Genomic DNA, 13,011 nt, shown 5'->3' on the forward strand with positions numbered 1-13,011 from the left:
CGGCCGGGAACCGGCAGACGATCAGGAGATAGACGTGATCCAGCAGGAGTCGCGACTGCGTGTCGCCGACAACACTGGTGCCAAGGAGATCCTTTGCATCCGTGTTCTCGGTGGCTCGGGTCGCCGCTACGCGGGCATCGGTGACGTCATCGTCGCCACCGTCAAGGACGCGATCCCCGGTGGCAACGTGAAGAAGGGTGACGTCGTCAAGGCGGTCATCGTTCGCACCGTCAAGGAGCGCCGCCGCCAGGACGGCTCGTACATCCGCTTCGACGAGAACGCCGCTGTCATTCTCAAGAACGACGGCGACCCTCGTGGCACCCGTATCTTCGGCCCGGTGGGCCGTGAGCTGCGCGAGAAGAAGTTCATGAAGATCATCTCGCTCGCGCCGGAGGTGCTGTAAGCATGAAGATCAAGAAGGGCGACCTGGTTCAGGTCATCACCGGTAAGGACAAGGGCAAGCAGGGCAAGGTCATCGCGGCCTTCCCCCGCGAGGACCGCGTCCTGGTCGAGGGTGTCAACCGGGTCAAGAAGCACACGAAGGCCGGCCAGACCGCTCGCGGTTCGCAGACCGGCGGCATCGTGACGACCGAGGCCCCGATCCACGTGAGCAACGTTCAGCTCGTCGTGGAGAAGGACGGCAACAAGGTCGTCACGCGTGTCGGTTACCGCTTCGACGACGAGGGCAACAAGGTTCGCGTTGCCAAGCGGACGGGTGAGGACATCTGATGGCTACCACCACCACTCCGCGTCTCAAGACGAAGTACCGCGAGGAGATCGCGGGCAAGCTGCGTGAGGAGTTCTCGTACGAGAACGTCATGCAGATCCCCGGCCTCGTCAAGGTCGTCGTCAACATGGGTGTGGGCGACGCCGCCCGCGACTCCAAGCTGATCGACGGCGCCATCCGCGACCTGACCACGATCACCGGCCAGAAGCCGGCCGTGACGAAGGCCCGGAAGTCCATCGCGCAGTTCAAGCTGCGTGAGGGTCAGCCGATCGGCTGCCACGTCACCCTCCGTGGTGACCGCATGTGGGAGTTTCTGGACCGTACGCTGTCGCTCGCGCTGCCGCGTATCCGTGACTTCCGTGGTCTGTCGCCGAAGCAGTTCGACGGCCGTGGCAACTACACCTTCGGTCTCACGGAGCAGGTCATGTTCCACGAGATCGACCAGGACAAGATCGACCGTACCCGGGGTATGGACATCACCGTGGTCACCACGGCGACCAACGACGCTGAGGGCCGTGCCCTTCTCCGTCACCTCGGCTTCCCGTTCAAGGAGGCGTAAGCGAGATGGCGAAGAAGGCTCTCATCGCGAAGGCTGCCCGTAAGCCCAAGTTCGCTGTGCGCGCGTACACCCGCTGCCAGCGCTGTGGCCGGCCGCACTCCGTGTACCGCAAGTTCGGCCTGTGCCGCGTCTGCCTTCGTGAGATGGCTCACCGTGGCGAGCTGCCGGGCGTGACCAAGAGCTCCTGGTAAACCCCGTAATTTCGGGTTTTTCCGGAGTCTCTCGGTAAGTAAAGGGTGGGCGGAGGCCCCTCCCTCCATGGCTTAGGCTAGGAGGGTTGGGCGTCCGCCGCCCAGACGACTTACTACGCCGTAGGTCCCCGCGCCGCACCCGTCCCGCCCATGAGTGGGGAGAGGGATGGCGCATACAGGAAACCCCGGCGAGAGAGGCCGAAGGCCAATTCATGACCATGACTGACCCCATCGCAGACATGCTCACTCGTCTGCGTAACGCTAACTCGGCGTACCACGACACCGTCGTGATGCCGCACAGCAAGATCAAGTCGCACATCGCGGAGATCCTCCAGCAGGAGGGCTTCATCACCGGCTGGAAGGTCGAGGACGCCGAGGTCGGCAAGAACCTCGTCCTCGAGCTGAAGTTCGGCCCGAACCGCGAGCGCTCGATCGCCGGCATCAAGCGGATCTCGAAGCCGGGTCTGCGTGTGTACGCGAAGTCCACCAACCTGCCGAAGGTCCTCGGTGGCCTGGGCGTGGCGATCATCTCCACGTCCCACGGTCTCCTGACCGGTCAGCAGGCAGGCAAGAAGGGCGTGGGTGGGGAAGTCCTCGCCTACGTCTGGTAGTCGGGAACGGAGGAAAAGCTAATGTCGCGAATCGGCAAGCTCCCCATCCAGGTTCCCGCTGGTGTGGACGTCACCATCGACGGCCGGACGGTCAACGTGAAGGGCCCCAAGGGCACCCTCACGCACACCGTCGCCGCGCCGATCGAGATTGTTAAGGGCGAGGACGGCGTTCTCAACGTCACCCGTCCCAACGACGAGCGTCAGAACAAGGCCCTGCACGGCCTGTCCCGCACGCTGGTGGCGAACATGATCACCGGCGTGACCCAGGGATACGTCAAGGCGCTCGAGATCAGCGGTGTCGGTTACCGCGTCCAGGCGAAGGGCTCCAACCTGGAGTTCGCCCTGGGCTACAGCCACCCGATCACCATCGAGGCCCCCGAAGGCATCACCTTCAAGGTCGAGACGCCCACGAAGTTCTCGGTCGAGGGCATCGACAAGCAGAAGGTCGGCGAGGTCGCGGCGAACATCCGCAAGCTGCGGAAGCCCGACCCGTACAAGGCCAAGGGCGTCAAGTACGCCGGCGAGGTCATCCGCCGCAAGGTCGGAAAGGCTGGTAAGTAAGCCATGGCATACGGTGTGAAGATCGCCAAGGGCGACGCTTACAAGCGTGCGGCCAAGGCGCGCCGCCACGTCCGCATCCGCAAGCACGTGTCGGGTACGGCGGAGCGTCCGCGCCTCGTCGTGACGCGTTCCAACCGCGGCATCACCGCTCAGGTCATCGACGACATCAAGGGTCACACCCTGGCGTCGGCGTCGAACCTGGACGCGTCGATCCGCGGTGGCGAGGGCGACAAGTCCGCGCAGGCCAAGTCGGTCGGCGCCCTGGTCGCCGAGCGCGCCAAGGCCGCCGGTGTCGAGGCCGTCGTGTTCGACCGTGGTGGCAACAGGTACGCCGGGCGCATTGCCGCTCTGGCTGACGCCGCCCGCGAAGCCGGGCTGAAGTTCTAAGCCCCGGTTCCGGGACTAACGGACGTAACAGAGAGAGGTAAATCCAATGGCTGGACCCCAGCGCCGCGGAAGCGGTGCCGGTGGCGGCGAGCGGCGGGACCGGAAGGGTCGCGACGGTGGCGCTGCTGCCGAGAAGACCGCCTACGTTGAGCGCGTTGTCGCGATCAACCGCGTTGCCAAGGTTGTCAAGGGTGGTCGCCGCTTCAGCTTCACCGCGCTGGTCGTGGTGGGCGACGGTGACGGCACCGTAGGTGTCGGTTACGGCAAGGCCAAGGAAGTTCCCGCGGCCATCGCCAAGGGTGTCGAGGAAGCCAAGAAGAACTTCTTCAAGGTTCCCCGCATCCAGGGCACCATCCCGCACCCGATCCAGGGTGAGAAGGCCGCGGGCGTCGTCCTGCTGAAGCCTGCTTCCCCCGGTACCGGTGTTATCGCCGGTGGCCCGGTGCGCGCCGTCCTGGAGTGCGCCGGCGTTCACGACATCCTGTCGAAGTCGCTCGGCTCCGACAACGCGATCAACATCGTGCACGCGACCGTGGCGGCCCTCAAGGGCCTGCAGCGTCCCGAGGAGATCGCGGCTCGCCGTGGTCTGCCCCTCGAGGACGTCGCCCCCGCGGCTCTGCTCCGTGCGCGTGCGGGAGCGGGTGCGTAATGGCCCGTCTCAAGATCACGCAGACGAAGTCGTACATCGGTAGCAAGCAGAACCACCGCGACACCCTGCGTTCGCTCGGGCTCAAGCGCCTGAACGACACGGTTGTCAAGGAGGACCGTCCCGAGTTCCGCGGCATGGTGCACACCGTCCGCCACCTCGTGACGGTTGAGGAGGTCGACTGATATGGCGGAGAACAAGCCGCTCAAGGCCCACGACCTCCGTCCCGCCCCGGGCGCCAAGACCGCCAAGACCCGTGTGGGTCGTGGTGAGGCGTCGAAGGGTAAGACGGCCGGCCGTGGTACCAAGGGTACGAAGGCCCGTTACCAGGTTCCGGAGCGCTTCGAGGGTGGCCAGATGCCCCTCCACATGCGTCTTCCGAAGCTGAAGGGCTTCAAGAACCCGTTCCGCACCGAGTTCCAGGTCGTGAACCTGGACAAGCTCGGCGCCCTCTACCCCGAGGGTGGCGAAGTCACCGTTGCCGACCTGGTCGCCAAGGGTGCCGTGCGCAAGAACAGCCTCGTCAAGGTCCTGGGCCAGGGCGAGATCTCCGTGGCGCTGCAGGTGACGGTTGACGCCGTCTCCGGCTCCGCCAAGGAGAAGATTGCCGCCGCCGGCGGCACCGTCACCGAGCTCGTCTGAGACAGCTCGTTGGCCTGAACATCCGACCGGGGATGCCCTCTCAAATGGGGCATCCCCGGTTGGTCGTTCCTAGGGGGGCAGGGTCGCCGGTAAGGTGGCGTGCACTGTCTAAGTTTCCGTGCGGTATGCCGTCCGGTTCCTCTGACTCATTCGTATCCGTCGATCCTCAAGACCGTCACCTCTGTCGCACCTGGCGCGGGGGTCGCAGGAGGCACCGTGCTCACCGCGTTCGCCCAGGCGTTCAAGACGCCTGACCTGCGCAAGAAGCTGCTCTTCACGCTCGGCATCATCGTGCTCTACCGGATGGGGACGCACGTCCCGATCCCCGGTGTGAGCTATAAGAACGTTCAGATCTGTGTGGACCAGGCCCAGCAGGGCAACAGCCTCTTCGGCCTGGTGAACATGTTCAGCGGCGGCGCGCTGCTGCAGATCACGATCTTCGCGCTGGGCATCATGCCGTACATCACGGCGAGCATCATCCTGCAGCTGCTGACCGTGGTGATCCCGCGTCTGGAGGCCCTCAAGAAGGAGGGCCAGGCGGGCACGGCAAAGATCACGCAGTACACGCGTTACCTGACGGTCGCCCTGGCGATCCTGCAGGGCACCGGCCTGGTGGCCACCGCCCGCTCGGGTGCGCTGTTCAGCGGCTGCCAGGTCGCCAGCGAGATCGTGCCCAACCACTCGATCTTCACCACCATCACGATGGTGGTCACCATGACCGCCGGCACCGCCGCCGTCATGTGGCTCGGTGAGCTCATCACCGACCGCGGCATCGGCAACGGCATGTCGATCCTGATGTTCATCTCGATCGCCTCCAGCTTCCCGACCTCGCTGTGGGCCATCAAGAAGCAGGGTCATCTGGCGCAGGGCTGGATCGAGTTCGGCACCGTCATCCTGGTCGGCCTCGTCATGGTCGCCCTGGTGGTCTTCGTCGAGCAGGCCCAGCGCCGCATCCCGGTGCAGTACGCGAAGCGCATGATCGGCCGCCGTTCCTACGGCGGTACATCGACCTACATCCCGCTGAAGGTCAACCAGGCGGGTGTGATTCCCGTCATCTTCGCGTCGTCGCTGCTCTACATCCCGGCGCTGGTCGTGCAGTTCTCCAACTCCACGGCGGGCTGGGCGACCTGGGTCAAGGACAACTTCGTCAAGGGCGACCACCCGTACTACATCATCAGCTACTTCCTCCTGATCGTGTTCTTCGCCTTCTTCTATGTGGCGATCTCGTTCAACCCCGAGGAAGTCGCCGACAACATGAAGAAGTATGGTGGCTTCATCCCGGGTATCCGGGCTGGTCGACCTACTGCTGAGTACCTGAGCTACGTGCTCAACCGGATCACCTGGCCGGGGTCGCTGTATCTGGGACTGATCGCGCTCGTACCGACGATGGCGTTGGTGATCTTCGGGGCCAACCAGAGCTTCCCGCTGGGCGGGACAAGCATCCTCATCATCGTGGGTGTGGGTCTGGAGACCGTGAAGCAGATCGAGAGCCAGCTCCAGCAGCGCAATTACGAAGGGTTCCTCCGCTGATGCGAATCGTCCTCGTCGGGCCGCCCGGTGCCGGCAAGGGAACGCAGGCCGCGTTCCTCGCCAAGAACCTCGGGATCCCGCACATCTCCACGGGCGACCTCTTCCGTGCCAACATCAGCCAGGGCACGGACCTGGGCAAGCAGGCCAAGGCGTACATGGACGCGGGCAACCTGGTGCCCGACGAGGTCACCATCGGGATGGCCAAGGACCGCATGGCCCAGTCGGACGCGCAGCACGGCTTCCTGCTGGACGGCTTCCCGCGCAACGTGGTGCAGGCCGAGGCCCTCGACGAGGCGCTGAAGACGGACGGCGTCCGTCTCGACGCCGTCCTGGACCTCGAAGTGCCCGAGGACGAGGTCGTGAAGCGGATCGCCGGCCGGCGCATCTGCCGCACCGACTCCGCGCACGTCTTCCACGTCGCCTACAACGCGCCGAAGACCGAGGGTGTCTGCGACATCTGCGGCGGCGAGCTGTACCAGCGCGGTGACGACACCGAGGACACGGTCCGCAAGCGCCTTGAGGTCTACCACAGCGAGACCGAGCCGATCATCGACTACTACCGGGCCCAGGGCCTGGTCGTGACGATCTCGGCGCTCGGCAAGGTCGACGAGGTCACGGAGCGTGCGATGCACGCCCTGAAGGCCGAGAAGACGGCCTGACGCCACCCCTGTACACGGTCAACGGCCGCGGTGCCCCCTGTGGGCGCCGCGGCCGCTGCCGTACCCGGGTGCGCGGGGCCGTATCGTTGACGTACCCCGGTATCCGTACCCCTTCCCCCGCACTCGTTCAGAAAGGCGTCAGCCGCCATGGTGGAGATCAAGACCCCCGAGCAGATCGCGAAGATGCGCGAGGCGGGGCTGGTCGTCGCCGCCATCCACGCGGCGACCCGCGAGGCCGCGGTGCCCGGCGCCACGACGAAGGACCTGGACGAGGTCGCCCGCAAGGTGATCGCCGAGCACGGCGCCAAGTCGAACTTCCTGGGGTACGGCGGTTTCCCCGCCACCATCTGCACCTCGGTCAACGAGGTCGTCGTCCACGGCATCCCGGACGAGAAGACCGTCCTGAAGGACGGCGACGTCATCTCCATCGACGCGGGCGCGATCATCGACGGCTGGCACGGCGACGCGGCCTTCACGGCCTTCGTGGGCTCCGGTCACGCTCCGGAGCTGATCGAGCTCTCCCGGGTCACCGAGGAGTCGATGTGGGCCGGTCTCGCGGCGGTGAAGAAGGGCAACCGCCTGGTGGACATCTCCCGCGCGATCGAGAGCTACATCCGCCGCCAGCCGCGCCCGCCGAAGGGCAAGTACGGGATCATCGAGGAGTACGGCGGCCACGGCATCGGCTCCGAGATGCACATGGACCCCCACCTCCTGAACTACGTGGACAAGCGCCGCCTGCTCGGCCGCCACAACCCGAAGCTGGTCCCCGGCTTCTGCCTGGCCATCGAGCCGATGGTGTCGCTGGGCACCCCCCGCACCGAGGTGCTTGAGGACGACTGGACCGTGATCACCACGGACGGCACCTGGTCCTCGCACTGGGAGCACTCGGTGGCGCTCACTGAGGCGGGCCCGATCGTCCTGACGTCCCCGGACTGCGGCAAGGCGAAGCTGGCGGAGTACGGCGTGACGACCGCGCCGGACCCGCTGGGCTGAGGTGGCTGGTGTCCGGCGTGGCCTGAGCCGGTCCGCCGGTCGGAGGCCGGCGCAGCCGCTCGAAGCCCGTGAGGCGCCCCTGGCGCCGAGCCCGCGAGGGCGGCGTCGAGAGGAGGTCGGCACCTGGTCCTCGCACTGGGAGCACTCGGTGGCGCTCACTGAGGCGGGCCCGATCGTCCTGACGTCCCCGGACTGCGGCAAGGCGAAGCTGGCGGAGTACGGCGTGACGACCGCGCCGGACCCGCTGGGGTGAGTCGCCGGGTGCGGCCCGCTTAACGATCTACGCTTGAGGGCAAGCTTCCCTGATTCGTCTTTTCGGGTGCCCTGACGTAGACTGATGCGTCGGCTCTCGTGTACCCGTGTGTCCGCACACGATCGCGGGAGTCGATCAAGGTAGCCGATTCGAAAGGCGAAGCGTGGCCAAGAAGCAAGGTGCCATCGAAATCGAGGGCACCGTGATCGAGTCCCTCCCGAACGCCATGTTCAAGGTGGAACTCCAGAACGGTCACAAGGTCCTCGCGCACATCAGCGGCAAGATGCGGATGCACTACATCCGTATCCTCCCGGATGACCGGGTCGTGGTGGAGCTCTCTCCGTACGACCTGACGCGTGGCCGGATCGTCTACCGGTACAAGTAGATCTCACGACCCGGAGAACCTGAATCCCATGAAGGTCAAGCCGAGCGTCAAGAAGATCTGCGACAAGTGCAAGGTGATCCGCCGTCACGGCCGGGTCATGGTCATCTGCGACAACCTGCGCCACAAGCAGCGCCAGGGCTGACGCACGCCGACCGACCTGCATTTACGCAGTTCTTCGCGCGACGCACGTAAACGTACATACGCAGAGTCCGCCCAGCCCGCACAGGGTCGGCGACACCTCCGGCGGGGGCCGGGGACCCGAGACGTACCACCTCTCTATTCGGGAGAGGTCGGCGGCCGGGAGTGGCTCTGCGGAAGACCCCCGAAACACACAGGAGCCATTGAATGGCACGCGTTTCCGGTGTTGACATCCCGCGCGAAAAGCGTGTGGAGATCGCACTCACCTACGTCTTCGGTATCGGGCGCACCCGGTCCAAGGAGATCCTCACCTCCACCGGCGTGAACCCGAACACCCGCGTTCGTGACCTGGCCGAAGAGGACCTGGTCAAGATCCGCGAGTACGTGGACGCCAACCTCCGCACCGAGGGTGACCTCCGCCGCGAGATCCAGGCCGACATCCGCCGCAAGGTTGAGATCGGCTGCTACCAGGGTCTGCGTCACCGTCGTGGCCTTCCGGTCCACGGCCAGCGCACCAGCACGAACGCCCGTACCCGCAAGGGCCCGCGTCGCGCGATCGCCGGCAAGAAGAAGCCGGGCAAGAAGTAGTCCTCAGCGGACGCTTGACCACACGGTCTTCGCTGTAGGACCGACCACCTCCCGTAGGAGTAATAGATGCCCCCCAAGGGTCGTCAGGGCGCTGCCAAGAAGGTGCGCCGCAAGGAAAAGAAGAACGTCGCTCACGGGCACGCCCACATCAAGAGCACGTTCAACAACACGATCGTCTCGATCACGGACCCCTCGGGCAACGTGATCTCCTGGGCGTCCGCCGGCCACGTCGGCTTCAAGGGCTCCCGCAAGTCGACTCCGTTCGCCGCGCAGATGGCCGCCGAGTCGGCCGCCCGCCGCGCGCAGGAGCACGGCATGCGCAAGGTCGACGTCTTCGTCAAGGGTCCGGGCTCCGGCCGTGAGACCGCGATCCGCTCCCTCCAGGCCACGGGCCTTGAGGTCGGTTCGATCCAGGACGTCACCCCCACGCCGCACAACGGCTGCCGTCCGCCCAAGCGCCGCCGCGTCTGACGCACGGTCGCTGGACTGAGGTTTTCGGGCGGCAGAACCCCCTCGTGGGGTGCTGCCGCCCGTACCCTTGCACTAGGTAGTACCCCGAGGGCGTCAAATAGTGGGCGCCCACGACTGAAGGAACACACATGCTTATCGCTCAGCGTCCTTCGCTGACCGAAGAGGTCGTCGACGAGTACCGCTCGCGGTTCGTGATCGAGCCGCTGGAGCCGGGCTTCGGCTACACCCTCGGCAACTCCCTCCGCCGCACCCTCCTCTCCTCGATCCCGGGCGCCGCTGTCACCAGCATCCGGATCGACGGCGTTCTGCACGAGTTCACCACCGTGCCGGGCGTCAAGGAGGACGTGACCGACCTCATCCTCAACATCAAGCAGCTGGTCGTCTCCTCGGAGCACGACGAGCCGGTCGTGATGTACCTGCGCAAGCAGGGCCCGGGTCTGGTCACCGCCGCCGACATCGCGCCCCCGGCCGGTGTCGAGGTGCACAACCCGGACCTCGTCCTCGCCACGCTCAACGGCAAGGGCAAGCTGGAGATGGAGCTGACCGTCGAGCGCGGTCGCGGCTACGTCTCCGCCGTCCAGAACAAGCAGGTCGGTCAGGAGATCGGGCGCATCCCGGTCGACTCGATCTACTCGCCGGTGCTCAAGGTCACGTACAAGGTCGAGGCGACCCGTGTCGAGCAGCGCACCGACTTCGACAAGCTGATCGTCGACGTCGAGACCAAGCAGGCCATGCGCCCGCGTGACGCCATGGCGTCCGCCGGTAAGACCCTGGTCGAGCTGTTCGGTCTGGCGCGCGAGCTCAACATCGACGCCGAGGGCATCGACATGGGCCCGTCCCCGACGGACGCCGCTCTGGCCGCCGATCTGGCGCTGCCGATCGAGGAGCTTGAGCTCACCGTTCGCTCGTACAACTGCCTCAAGCGCGAGGGCATCCACTCCGTGGGTGAGCTCGTGGCCCGCTCCGAGGCGGACCTGCTCGACATCCGCAACTTCGGTGCGAAGTCGATCGACGAGGTCAAGGCGAAGCTGGCCGGTATGGGCCTCGCGCTGAAGGACTCGCCTCCCGGCTTCGACCCGACCGCTGCCGCCGACGCCTTCGGCGCCGACGACGACGCGGACGCCGGTTTCGTCGAGACCGAGCAGTACTAAGAGAAACTTCCGGCCCGCACTAGCGGGTCGGTAACTGACACCGGTACCTGACACGGCCGGTGCAGACACTAGGAGAAACACCATGCCGCGTCCCGCAAAGGGTGCCCGTCTGGGCGGCAGCGCCGCGCACGAGCGTCTGCTTCTCGCCAACCTGGCGAAGTCGCTGTTCGAGCACGGCCGCATCACCACGACCGAGGCCAAGGCCCGCCGCCTGCGTCCGGTCGCCGAGCGCCTGATCACCAAGGCGAAGAAGGGCGACATCCACAACCGTCGCCTGGTGCTGCAGACGATCACCGACAAGGGCATCGTCCACACCCTCTTCACCGAGATCGCCCCGCGTTACTCGGAGCGTCCGGGTGGTTACACCCGTATCACCAAGATCGGCAACCGCCGTGGTGACAACGCGCCGATGGCCGTGATCGAGCTGGTCGAGGGCGAGATCGCCAAGAAGGCGACCGTCGCCGAGGCCGAGGCCGCTGCGAAGCGCGCCGTCAAGGAGGCCGACGAGGCCAAGGCCGCCGAGGCGACCGAGGTCGAGGACGCCGCTCCGGCGGAGGAGTCGAAGGACGCGTAAGCGTTCCGCAGACCGAAGGACGGGCCCGTTCCCCCTGGGGGACGGGCCCGTTCCGTTTCCCCGCCGCTCTGAGAGGATCTGATACGTGAGTGATGAGGTGGAGCCCGGCCGGGTCCGGGTGCGTCTTGACCTGTCGTACGACGGCAAGGACTTCTCCGGCTGGGCCAAGCAGCCCAGTGGCCGGCGGACGGTCCAGGGCGAGATCGAGAGCGCGCTGCGCACGGTGACGCGGTCGGCCCAGACGTACGACCTGACGGTCGCCGGGCGTACCGACTCGGGGGTGCACGCGCGCGGGCAGGTGGCCCATGTCGATCTGCCCGAGGACGTCTGGGCCGAGCACCGCGAGAAGCTGCTGCGGCGGCTCGCGGGACGGCTGGCGCACGATGTGCGGATCTGGCGGGTCGCGGAAGCGCCCGGCGGCTTCAACGCGCGCTTCTCCGCCATCTGGCGGCGGTACGCGTACCGGGTGACCGACAACCCCGGCGGCGTCGACCCGCTGCTGCGGGGCCATGTGCTGTGGCACGACTGGGAGTTGGACGTCGAGGCGATGAACGCCGCCTCGGCCGCGCTGCTCGGTGAGCACGACTTCGCCGCGTACTGCAAGAAGCGCGAGGGTGCCACCACCATCCGCACGCTCCAGGAGCTGTCCTGGGTGCGGGGCGAGGACGGGATCGTCACCGCGACCGTCCGCGCCGACGCCTTCTGCCACAACATGGTCCGCTCCCTGGTGGGCGCGCTGCTGTACGTCGGTGACGGGCACCGGGGTGTGGAGTGGCCGGGCAAGGTGCTGGCGGCGGCTGTACGGGACTCGTCGGTGCACGTGGTCAAGCCGCACGGGCTCACCCTGGAGGAAGTCGGCTACCCCGCCGACGAGTTGCTGGCCGCGCGCAGCCGCGAGGCGCGCAACATGCGGACGCTGCCGGGTGCGGACACGGGAGCCGGCTGCTGCTGAGGCGCGAGCCGGCCGCTGACGCCGTGTCGGGAGGCCAACTCCCGGCCACCGCCGCCCCGTTGCTCGGTGCGGGCGCGGCGGCCGGGAGCGCGGGCTAGCTCGGCGGGGCCGTCGCGGCGGCCTGGGCCTGGGCCTCGCCCCGGGCGACGATCTGACGGAACGTGAACTCGGCCAGATCGTCGCCGGGGGCGAACGCGTTCTTGTCGCCCTTGGTGACGCTCTTGCCGTTGGTGTAGCCGCTGATGGTGAAGTAGGCGTACCGGCCGTAGGAGTTGGATGTGTTGCGGCAGACGGCGTGGCCGCCGTCGCAGAACCCGGTGACCCCGTCACCGGTCAGCGGGGCGAGACCGATGCCCGCCTGCTGCTTGGCGCGCAGCGCCTTCGCCTCGGTCTCGAAGGTGGCCACGCCTATGGTGACGGCGACGCCGTCGCGCACATAGGTGGCCCGGATGACCTGGTCGCAGCCGTTGGAGCTGAGGGTCGAGCCGAGCGAGCCGCGGGTGGCGGCGCCGCAGTCGGTGGTCCGGGCGGTGGCGCCCTTGGTGTACGTGCGGTCGCCCATCTTCAGCGTCTTGCCCGGGAAGAGCGTGTCGGCGCTCAGCGGCGCCTTGTCCTTCTTGGCGCTGGATATGTAGTCGTGCGGGTTGGGCGGGGGCGGCGGCGCCACCGACGAGAACGAGGGCTGCGGCTCGGCGGTGCCGCTGGGCAGGGTCTGCGGGGACGGCAGCTCGCTCGCGGACTTGCCGTCGGCGCCGTTCTTGGAGTCACCGGTGCTCACGATCGCGGTGGCGACGATGGCCACCACCGCGGCCGTGGCCAGTGCCCCGCCGCCGATCAGCAGCCAGCGCTTCTTGCGGCTGCGCGCCGCCGCCTCGTCGGCGAGCGCCGCCCAGTCGGGTGTGCCGCCGCTGTCCCCCGGGCCCCATGCGGGTCCCCCTTGCCCAAAGCTCATGGCGCGCATCTTAATTCGGTTGTGGTCACGCGTACGGAGTG

General features: G+C 67.0%; 21 protein-coding genes and 1 pseudogene. 21 read left to right on the forward strand and 1 reads right to left on the reverse strand.

The features are described from left to right. Nucleotides 1-34 precede the first annotated feature (34 nt). The 21 genes and pseudogenes from rplN to truA all read left to right on the forward strand — a co-directional run bounded on the left by rplN (nt 35) and on the right by truA (nt 12,018). Complete coding sequence (gene rplN / locus A8W25_RS19455) at nt 35-403, forward strand: 50S ribosomal protein L14 (RefSeq protein ID WP_003956455.1); 369 nt, start codon at nt 35-37, stop codon at nt 401-403. 2 nt (nt 404-405) lie between these two features. After that, nucleotides 406-729 carry a 50S ribosomal protein L24 gene (gene rplX, locus A8W25_RS19460; RefSeq protein WP_067163164.1) on the forward strand — a complete coding sequence of 108 codons (324 nt, stop codon included), beginning with the start codon at nt 406-408 and terminating at the stop codon, nt 727-729. Then, nucleotides 729-1,286: a 50S ribosomal protein L5 gene (gene rplE, locus A8W25_RS19465; protein ID WP_067163167.1), complete on the forward strand. Its 558-nt coding sequence runs from the start codon at nt 729-731 to the stop codon at nt 1,284-1,286. The genes rplX and rplE overlap by 1 nt, the downstream gene beginning before the upstream one ends. A gap of 5 nt (nt 1,287-1,291) precedes the next feature. Next, nucleotides 1,292-1,477 carry a type Z 30S ribosomal protein S14 gene (locus tag A8W25_RS19470; RefSeq protein WP_004571834.1) on the forward strand — a complete coding sequence of 62 codons (186 nt, stop codon included), beginning with the start codon at nt 1,292-1,294 and terminating at the stop codon, nt 1,475-1,477. Between the two features lie 212 nt (nt 1,478-1,689). Beyond that, a complete protein-coding gene (gene rpsH, locus A8W25_RS19475) occupies nt 1,690-2,088 on the forward strand; it encodes a 30S ribosomal protein S8 (RefSeq protein ID WP_067163170.1) in 399 nt (132 codons plus the stop codon). Nucleotides 2,089-2,109: 21 nt separating this feature from the next. Further along, nucleotides 2,110-2,649 carry a 50S ribosomal protein L6 gene (gene rplF, locus A8W25_RS19480; protein WP_067163172.1) on the forward strand — a complete coding sequence of 180 codons (540 nt, stop codon included), beginning with the start codon at nt 2,110-2,112 and terminating at the stop codon, nt 2,647-2,649. Nucleotides 2,650-2,652: 3 nt separating this feature from the next. Then, nucleotides 2,653-3,036 carry a 50S ribosomal protein L18 gene (gene rplR / locus A8W25_RS19485; protein WP_067163175.1) on the forward strand — a complete coding sequence of 128 codons (384 nt, stop codon included), beginning with the start codon at nt 2,653-2,655 and terminating at the stop codon, nt 3,034-3,036. Nucleotides 3,037-3,082: 46 nt separating this feature from the next. After that, nucleotides 3,083-3,685, forward strand: a complete 603-nt coding sequence (gene rpsE / locus A8W25_RS19490; protein ID WP_017239585.1) for a 30S ribosomal protein S5 — start codon at nt 3,083-3,085, stop codon at nt 3,683-3,685. Next, entirely contained in the window at nt 3,685-3,867 is a 183-nt protein-coding gene (gene rpmD / locus A8W25_RS19495; protein WP_007826007.1) for a 50S ribosomal protein L30, read from the forward strand. The genes rpsE and rpmD overlap by 1 nt, the downstream gene beginning before the upstream one ends. Nucleotide 3,868: 1 nt before the next feature. Continuing rightward, nucleotides 3,869-4,324: a 50S ribosomal protein L15 gene (gene rplO, locus A8W25_RS19500; RefSeq protein WP_067163177.1), complete on the forward strand. Its 456-nt coding sequence runs from the start codon at nt 3,869-3,871 to the stop codon at nt 4,322-4,324. A 216-nt stretch (nt 4,325-4,540) separates the two neighbouring features. Next, entirely contained in the window at nt 4,541-5,854 is a 1,314-nt protein-coding gene (gene secY, locus A8W25_RS19505) for a preprotein translocase subunit SecY (RefSeq protein ID WP_067163180.1), read from the forward strand. Further along, entirely contained in the window at nt 5,854-6,513 is a 660-nt protein-coding gene (locus A8W25_RS19510) for an adenylate kinase (protein ID WP_067163182.1), read from the forward strand. The genes secY and A8W25_RS19510 overlap by 1 nt, the downstream gene beginning before the upstream one ends. A 147-nt stretch (nt 6,514-6,660) precedes the next feature. After that, nucleotides 6,661-7,506 carry a type I methionyl aminopeptidase gene (gene map / locus A8W25_RS19515; protein ID WP_067163183.1) on the forward strand — a complete coding sequence of 282 codons (846 nt, stop codon included), beginning with the start codon at nt 6,661-6,663 and terminating at the stop codon, nt 7,504-7,506. Nucleotides 7,507-7,624: 118 nt separating this feature from the next. Further along, nucleotides 7,625-7,759: pseudogene (locus A8W25_RS33535) on the forward strand (type I methionyl aminopeptidase); the annotation flags it as partial. Nucleotides 7,760-7,922: 163 nt separating this feature from the next. Further along, nucleotides 7,923-8,144 carry a translation initiation factor IF-1 gene (gene infA, locus A8W25_RS19520; RefSeq protein WP_003956442.1) on the forward strand — a complete coding sequence of 74 codons (222 nt, stop codon included), beginning with the start codon at nt 7,923-7,925 and terminating at the stop codon, nt 8,142-8,144. A 28-nt stretch (nt 8,145-8,172) separates the two neighbouring features. Next, nucleotides 8,173-8,286 carry a 50S ribosomal protein L36 gene (gene rpmJ, locus A8W25_RS19525; protein WP_003956441.1) on the forward strand — a complete coding sequence of 38 codons (114 nt, stop codon included), beginning with the start codon at nt 8,173-8,175 and terminating at the stop codon, nt 8,284-8,286. 203 nt (nt 8,287-8,489) lie between these two features. Then, nucleotides 8,490-8,870 (forward strand): 30S ribosomal protein S13, encoded by a 381-nt coding sequence (gene rpsM / locus A8W25_RS19530; RefSeq protein ID WP_067163185.1) that lies wholly within the window; start codon nt 8,490-8,492, stop codon nt 8,868-8,870. A 66-nt stretch (nt 8,871-8,936) separates the two neighbouring features. Further along, nucleotides 8,937-9,341 (forward strand): 30S ribosomal protein S11, encoded by a 405-nt coding sequence (gene rpsK / locus A8W25_RS19535; protein ID WP_003956432.1) that lies wholly within the window; start codon nt 8,937-8,939, stop codon nt 9,339-9,341. A 128-nt stretch (nt 9,342-9,469) separates the two neighbouring features. Further along, the gene (locus tag A8W25_RS19540) at nt 9,470-10,492 is read left to right on the forward strand and encodes a DNA-directed RNA polymerase subunit alpha (protein WP_003956430.1); all 1,023 of its coding nucleotides are present in this window, start codon (nt 9,470-9,472) and stop codon (nt 10,490-10,492) included. 82 nt (nt 10,493-10,574) lie between these two features. Next, complete coding sequence (gene rplQ, locus A8W25_RS19545) at nt 10,575-11,066, forward strand: 50S ribosomal protein L17 (RefSeq protein ID WP_067163187.1); 492 nt, start codon at nt 10,575-10,577, stop codon at nt 11,064-11,066. 85 nt (nt 11,067-11,151) lie between these two features. Further along, nucleotides 11,152-12,018, forward strand: coding sequence for a tRNA pseudouridine(38-40) synthase TruA (gene truA, locus A8W25_RS19550; protein ID WP_067163189.1), 867 nt, complete (start codon nt 11,152-11,154; stop codon nt 12,016-12,018). Between the two features lie 94 nt (nt 12,019-12,112). Here truA and A8W25_RS19555 read toward each other — a convergent pair whose 3' ends face one another. Continuing rightward, nucleotides 12,113-12,970, reverse strand: coding sequence for a hypothetical protein (locus tag A8W25_RS19555; protein WP_067164237.1), 858 nt, complete (start codon nt 12,968-12,970; stop codon nt 12,113-12,115). Nucleotides 12,971-13,011: the final 41 nt, after the last annotated feature.

The organism is Streptomyces sp. ERV7 (assembly GCF_001653515.1).
Taxonomy (GTDB): Bacteria; Actinomycetota; Actinomycetes; order Streptomycetales; family Streptomycetaceae; genus Streptomyces.